This window comes from Streptococcus sp. HMSC061E03, assembly GCF_001813505.1.
Taxonomy (GTDB): domain Bacteria; phylum Bacillota; class Bacilli; order Lactobacillales; family Streptococcaceae; genus Streptococcus.
In genome coordinates, this window is record NZ_KV812782.1 from 1 (window position 1) to 6,243 (window position 6,243).

A 6,243-nucleotide genomic window follows, 5' to 3' on the forward strand; every position below is an offset into this window, starting at 1 on the left:
ACGTGCCGGTTCGACCCCGGCCGCCGGTATAGTATTAAAGACAAGGTTTTCGGACCTTGTCTTTTTCTTTTATTTGTTGAATTTGTAACGCTGAGTTACTTAAAATTACTAGTTTTATAACAAATCATCTAATTTATCCGCTAATTTTTGTTGCTTGCTTGGATACAAATGAGAGTATGTATCTATTGTTGTAGTTATAGAAGCATGTCCTAATCTTTCTTTTACGACAAGATAATCTTCTCCTTGGTTTATTAGTAGGGAAGCATGTGAATGCCTGAAGTCATGAATTCTTATTTTTTTTAAAGAACTATCTCTTTGTAATATTTTTTTATATTGTTTTTCGATTGAATCCTTAGTTATCGTAATCGGGCTATTTTGAAATATCTGTAGATCATCTAGGTTGGTTGTAAATTCTTTTAATCTTTCATGCTGTGTTTGCCTCCATTCTTCTAGTGTCTCCACTAGTTTGGTGTTCATGATGATTCTTCGGGTTCCAGCTTTTGTCTTTGTACTACTAATGTGTTCTTCACCTTTTTTAACGTATATTGATTTACTTACATGGATTGTATTTGTAGAAAACTCTATGTCCTTCCACGTTAGAGCAAGAGCTTCTCCGAGTCTTAGACCAGTAAAAAATAGAACTGTGAATAGTAATTTTATATTGTATTCATCGTTGCTAAATAGTGTTAAGAAATGCTTAAATTCTTTTACTGTCCAGAAATTTAATTTTACTTTTTCTATGGGTAATTTTTTCAGTAATCCTACGGGATGTTCCTTGTAAAATCCCTTTCTTAATCCAACATCCAGAATTTTCTTTAGTAAAATTATAATTTTATTAATAGTGTTTGGACTTAGCTTCTTTTCTGAGTTTTGAGTATTTTTATCTCTTAGATGTTCTCTGAATTGATAGATATCTTCATAAGTTAATTTAGCTACATCATCAACTTTTTCAAAATAGTTTTTTATATGCCTGTTATAGTTGTTTTCTTGTGTATCTATATAGCTTTGTTTTCTGTTGTTTATTCTATCCTCTTCTTTTAAGAGATCATAAAGGATATCAATTGATATTTTTGAGTTGAAACTTTTTTCTTTAAGTTCGACACTTCGTAAGTATTGTTCGGCCTCCAATGCTTCTTTTTTAGTTTTGAATCCTTTTCTTACAATTCTACGTTGTTTTAGAGATATTGGATTTATACCATTGGAAACATCAACAATCCAAGTTCTGTCTCTACTTTTACGTAAAGCCATAAGCTACGCTTCTTTCTGGAGTTCAATTCCTAATAGTTCTTCTGCGACACTGGCTGGAATTGTACCAATCCTTTTGTTATCGTAGATGTTAAAACCACGATTCACTAATAGTAATTTGCCGGTATGGATAATCTTTCTTGCAGTTCCTGGAGCAAATCCAAGTTCGATAAGGTCATCTTTTGTTACAGTTTTAATCATGTGATCTCCTTTTCTAATTAGATTAACTAAGGGGAGGATTAACTCCCCTTGTATTTTACTTATTTTTGTTTTACATCTACTAAATGGATAGCATCTGCCTTGTAATACATTGTCGAACTAATCATAGTAGCTTGTAAATTGTCAAATGTAACTGGTACTTCATCCATTGCTTGGATATAGTCATTATCAACCAAGGCATCTGGATTGTCTACTGAGACTTGGGTTGATTTCTTTTTGAATTGTCCATCCTTAATTGTTACATTGTATTTCCAACCAATGATTCTATCGGTATTAAAACGTCTTTCGCTACCATCTCGGTTTTTGATAATTTCTCCGTTTGCATCTGCTCGGACTTCCGTTTCAAATTTTGGAATAACTTCATCCAATTCAAATTTTGTTCCAATGTTATTAAAATTCCAGTCATTTTGTGAAAGCATTTTTGCCATAATTAATTTCTCCTTTTGATATTTTCTTTGATTGTGGGGATCAAATCCTCTCTTTTAAAGAGAATTGCCCTTTCTATTAATCCACTTGCTAAATCTGGTGGATATTCCATATTGTTGAGTGCGAGATAGTTAGATTTCTCATACTCATGCAGTAAGTTATTGTCGTATAGAAATTTATACGCTTTTAGAATAGCTCCAGAACCTTTATAGGTAAACCATTCTAATTTTTGTTCTAGTTCTGTTTTTGGTTTTGAAATAATGATAGAGACAGGTTTTGAGTGACCTAAAAACTTTTCCCAAGATCTCAAGGGTTTTGAGAAGTGACTATCACTATAGAACCTCACTTTTTCTTTGAGATATCCCTTGGTAAAGTTGAGAAGATCTATTTCTGAATGCAACCATTCTTGAATGAAGTAGTGAGCTTTTTCTTTCCTAAGTTCTAACTCAGTTCTTATCCAATTTTCTATATACCGCTTGCTGATACCGAGCTTCTCAGCTCGTTCTAAGCGTTTATCGTAAATTCTAAGTCTTTCATCATCATTGGGTTTTCTCAAATATAAGGTCTGGCCGATTGTTTCATCTCCGTAGGTATTGTAGTAGGTACTTTTTCCATATATAAAGCGTTTCTTCTGACAAATCTTTAGAAGCTGATTAGGAGTGAAATAGGGTGTTTCATTAAAATCATCTATTGCAATATCAATTCGTCTTACTGAAAATTGATTGTAATTGTAGTAGAGGTTGTTCAGAAACTGTCTTTCGGACAGACTATTTGGATCTAATACCATATCTCTATAGAACTCGAGTGCCTGTCCTGACATGACAAGCATGTAGGACGACTCTTTCGCTCCATAGTAGATACGGATATTTCCATAATGAAGCTGGCTATCATAGTTATAGTATTTAAGGCTCCCTATATTCTCAATAAATAGGTCATAGTCAAGAAATAGAATGTCTTCGATTATTTCTCTTGGCGAAAATTCAGTCTTGTCAAACTGAATTTGAATCCAGTCAAATACAGAACGTAAATGTTCATTTTTTGCCATAGATTTTGATTCAACTTTTTGCCTAATTTTGCCACCCTTAAAATCTGCGAAACCCTTGGCAATACTGAATTCTTTCGATGGTACACCTAACTTGCAGAGGGTGGTGTTACTACACACCCTATCGGTCAAAAATGGTCCGTCCGCATCTACGCTCATTTTCGGCTTTCTGCCTCATGGCTCAGCCGAAAACTCGCTATTAGCCGAACCTATTTTTTGACCTCTTGTTAACAAACCCTAGTAAGCCGGTTTGCATCGACTCTTCAATATCTTGGATTTTCTTTTTTAGGTTGGAATTCTCAATTTTTATCAGTCGCATTTCTCGCTTAAATTCCTGTTTTAAGGCGCTCAGTTCATCGTAGAGCTCATCTATTACTTGGTTTAGGGATTCATGTACATTGTCTGCTAGACTCCCAAATACGGCTTGTATAGCCTCTTTTAGACCTATTTCAAGTTTTAGTTTAGCTAACTTTTGAAATTGTCTAAGGTCTTCGTCTGTAAAATCATAGGCAACTGTATAACTTAATTGATGAGTTCTGGGATTTCTACTGATAGGAACTTTAATTTTCTTAAATTCCTTGCCACTTATCTCTTTAATCAGTTGAATCCAATTTTTAAGAGTAGAGGTAGAGTTTAGGCCAGAAATTTGATTGACTAACTCTTTATTGGTCATCTTTTTGTGAAACCTCCGAAATTTTCTTGTGCAACTGAAGAGTTTTCTGTGGTATAATTGTTACATAATATGTTTTGATCTTGGAACGAACGGCACATTTGTTTCAAGATTTTTTATTTTGTCGAATCCTACCTCCTTTATTAAAATTTTTTAAATCGACTACTAGTTACATACGCTTTTACCTCCTTTTATGCTATAATATTCTCAATGGAATATTCAATCTCAAAATAAATATTCCTTATGGAATAATTCTATTTTATACCGTTTAGAATATTTTGTCAAGCTAAAATATACGAATAAGAATATCTATAGGAGAATTATGTATACAGAGGATTATAAATTTTCAGAGAGGTTAAAAACTCTCAGAAAATCAAAAAAGTTAACTCAAGTACAAATATCGGAATTAATTGGAGTTCAACAAGGGACATATTCTCGGTGGGAGAATGGAACGTTAGAACCAGGATTAGAATTCGTTGTGAAATTAGCAAATATCTTTGGGACTACTACAGATTATTTGCTGGGACAAAAACCTTATTCAATTATCAGTAGTTTACCTCTAGAACAATTAGATCTTACCAATATTGCAAACTTTTCAAAGGATGAGTTTGATATTTTGAAACATTCAATAGCAGTTTCGGTGGCAAGAAATAAAATAAAGGCAACAGAACTAAAAGATAGAGTTATAGAAAAAAATCAGTTGTCAGAAAAAGATGCAGAACTTTTGAATAAGATTTTTGAAGAAGTTAAAACTTATTGGGAAAATTAGGAGGACGCTAGTCTTCAAAATTCCCTCCCAAAATGTGTCCAAAATATTGACAGAATTCTAGCTTTTCATTATAGTTCTTATGGAACTTTTTTTCTACAACAAAATAGGCTCCATAATATCCATAGGGGATTTACCCACTACAAATAGTATAGAGCCGGTTTTATTAATGTCCTGCATTTCCTAATAAGTTAACCATGACAACACCAATGATAATCAAAATTAAACCGATAATGCTATAAACATTTAGTGTTTCTTTGAAAATCATTACTGCGATAGAGGCTATCAAAACTAAACCGACAGCTGACCATGTTGCATAAGCTATTCCTACAGGAATTTTTTGCATTGCTAGTGATAAGAAATAGAAACAAACGCCATAGCTAAGTAGGGCAGAAACGGTTGGAATAGGCTTTGTAAAACCGTCTGATAATTTCAAAAGGTTAGTTCCCAATATCTCTCCTACAATGGCGATAAAAAGATAAAAGTATGACATGTCTTTAACCTCCTATATGTCATGTTTTTGCTCTAAGAGCTATTATAGCTATCCGTTTTTTATAAATCTTGGCACAAGTCATGAGAATTTGTAGTAAAACTGTGGCAGACACTTTTTCAGAACCAATAGCTGATAAGTTTAGTATATCATAAGATAAATTTTAAATAAAGTCTTGATTTATTTCAATGTCTTGCGTGGTCTCGATTTTACTGGTAAAATTACTTTTAAGAACTTTAAAAAAGAGGCTTCTGACTATTTTAATGCAGATTGATGGTTTATTTGATTAAGTTTCAATAGGTAAAGATTAGTATATTCTTGTTGAGTGATTTTATTTTATGAAGGTTGTTTATAGTTGAAAGGGGAAAGAGTTTGACTGATATCCACTGGTAGAGAACTTCTGATGAGGCTTTGAACAAGCCCTTATATGATATCAATCACCGACAACGAAAATATTTGGCTTACAGAACTGCTTGTGAAGCTCTAGTGGATGAGTTTGAGTAAATGTTGTACTTATTCTTGCAATTTATCATTAACAAAAAGAGAGAACCGACTCAAAATCGACTCTCTCTAATCAATCACTCTAGCTAATACAGTCAATAAATTTAAAATTCATTTTTAAAAAACTAATTACTTCTATAATTTATTTTCACATGCAAATTTTAACTCTTGAAGATCTTTTTTTAGTAAGATAGGCAATTCACGTCTCATCATTTTCCTTAATAATAAGATAGACCAGCCACTTAAACTCTCTTGAACTACAACCTCAGAAGATCCATTTGATAATTTTTTTATATACCAATTATGAATTGCATGAGCTCCTATTGTATTACCTGTCCATCCAAAACATGCAGCTGAAGCTGTATGGATTTCGGATTTATATTTTAGACCTCCTGATTTCCATTCAAATTTTGCCCCCTCTTGAATGTGAGATGCTAATAATTTTATTTCTGAAATTCCATTACGCCAGTTATGCCAATTATTGATTTCAGATAATACTGCCATAATTTTATCTCTTTCTGCATGAATAATTATATGTTCTTCAGCAAAAACAAGTGCATTAAAATCACATACTACATTAAAGTCCATCATATCTAGTGCCACCTCTCTATTTAAATTAATTTCAATCAATAGTCATTTTGATGATTGACTTATATTATAGCAATTATTTTAAAAATAGTGAAGAATATAATTAAGATAGCGAGATTCTCTGATGATGATCTTAGGACGATAAGTTATGGAGTGTTACCAAAAAGTTACTAAAATTTGAAAAATGAGTCTATTTTGCAAGATTCAAAAGTCCCAAAACCCTATTAAATCAAGGATATAAGATTTAAAAAGTGTATTCATAGAACTCAAAATCCAGTGTCCGCAAGGACGTGCCG

At 32.6% G+C, this 6,243-nt stretch carries 8 protein-coding genes and 1 pseudogene; 2 read left to right on the plus strand and 7 right to left on the minus strand.

Going from position 1 to position 6,243, the window contains the following annotated elements:
- Positions 1 to 114: 114 nt before the first annotated feature.
- The 5 genes from HMPREF2917_RS00020 to HMPREF2917_RS00040 are packed head-to-tail and all read right to left on the minus strand — an operon-like array spanning position 115 to position 3,605.
- Entirely contained in the window at positions 115 to 1,248 is a 1,134-nt protein-coding gene (locus tag HMPREF2917_RS00020; protein WP_070588567.1) for a site-specific integrase, read from the minus strand.
- Positions 1,249 to 1,251: 3 nt separating this feature from the next.
- On the minus strand, positions 1,252 to 1,446 hold the full coding sequence (locus HMPREF2917_RS00025; protein WP_000598356.1) for a DUF3173 domain-containing protein: 195 nt from the start codon (positions 1,444 to 1,446) through the stop codon (positions 1,252 to 1,254).
- A 59-nt stretch (positions 1,447 to 1,505) separates the two neighbouring features.
- A complete protein-coding gene (locus tag HMPREF2917_RS00030; protein WP_009732035.1) occupies positions 1,506 to 1,892 on the minus strand; it encodes a hypothetical protein in 387 nt (128 codons plus the stop codon).
- Positions 1,893 to 1,894: 2 nt separating this feature from the next.
- Positions 1,895 to 3,091, minus strand: coding sequence for a replication initiation factor domain-containing protein (locus tag HMPREF2917_RS00035; RefSeq protein WP_009732036.1), 1,197 nt, complete (start codon positions 3,089 to 3,091; stop codon positions 1,895 to 1,897).
- A gap of 40 nt (positions 3,092 to 3,131) precedes the next feature.
- A complete protein-coding gene (locus tag HMPREF2917_RS00040) occupies positions 3,132 to 3,605 on the minus strand; it encodes a hypothetical protein (RefSeq protein WP_070588569.1) in 474 nt (157 codons plus the stop codon).
- Positions 3,606 to 3,924: 319 nt separating this feature from the next.
- Here HMPREF2917_RS00040 and HMPREF2917_RS00045 point away from each other — a divergent pair, with 319 nt between their 5' ends.
- Positions 3,925 to 4,371: a helix-turn-helix transcriptional regulator gene (locus HMPREF2917_RS00045; RefSeq protein ID WP_000287814.1), complete on the plus strand. Its 447-nt coding sequence runs from the start codon at positions 3,925 to 3,927 to the stop codon at positions 4,369 to 4,371.
- A 163-nt stretch (positions 4,372 to 4,534) separates the two neighbouring features.
- On the opposite strand, the gene HMPREF2917_RS00050 is transcribed toward HMPREF2917_RS00045, so the two are convergent.
- Positions 4,535 to 4,861: a DMT family transporter gene (locus HMPREF2917_RS00050; RefSeq protein WP_049518302.1), complete on the minus strand. Its 327-nt coding sequence runs from the start codon at positions 4,859 to 4,861 to the stop codon at positions 4,535 to 4,537.
- A gap of 396 nt (positions 4,862 to 5,257) precedes the next feature.
- Between HMPREF2917_RS00050 and HMPREF2917_RS11855 the strand changes: the two are divergent.
- Positions 5,258 to 5,362, plus strand: a pseudogene (locus HMPREF2917_RS11855) (IS30 family transposase); the annotation flags it as partial.
- Between the two features lie 132 nt (positions 5,363 to 5,494).
- Here the strand turns inward: HMPREF2917_RS11855 and HMPREF2917_RS00055 are convergent.
- Positions 5,495 to 5,950: an SRPBCC family protein gene (locus HMPREF2917_RS00055; RefSeq protein WP_000968642.1), complete on the minus strand. Its 456-nt coding sequence runs from the start codon at positions 5,948 to 5,950 to the stop codon at positions 5,495 to 5,497.
- Positions 5,951 to 6,243: the final 293 nt, after the last annotated feature.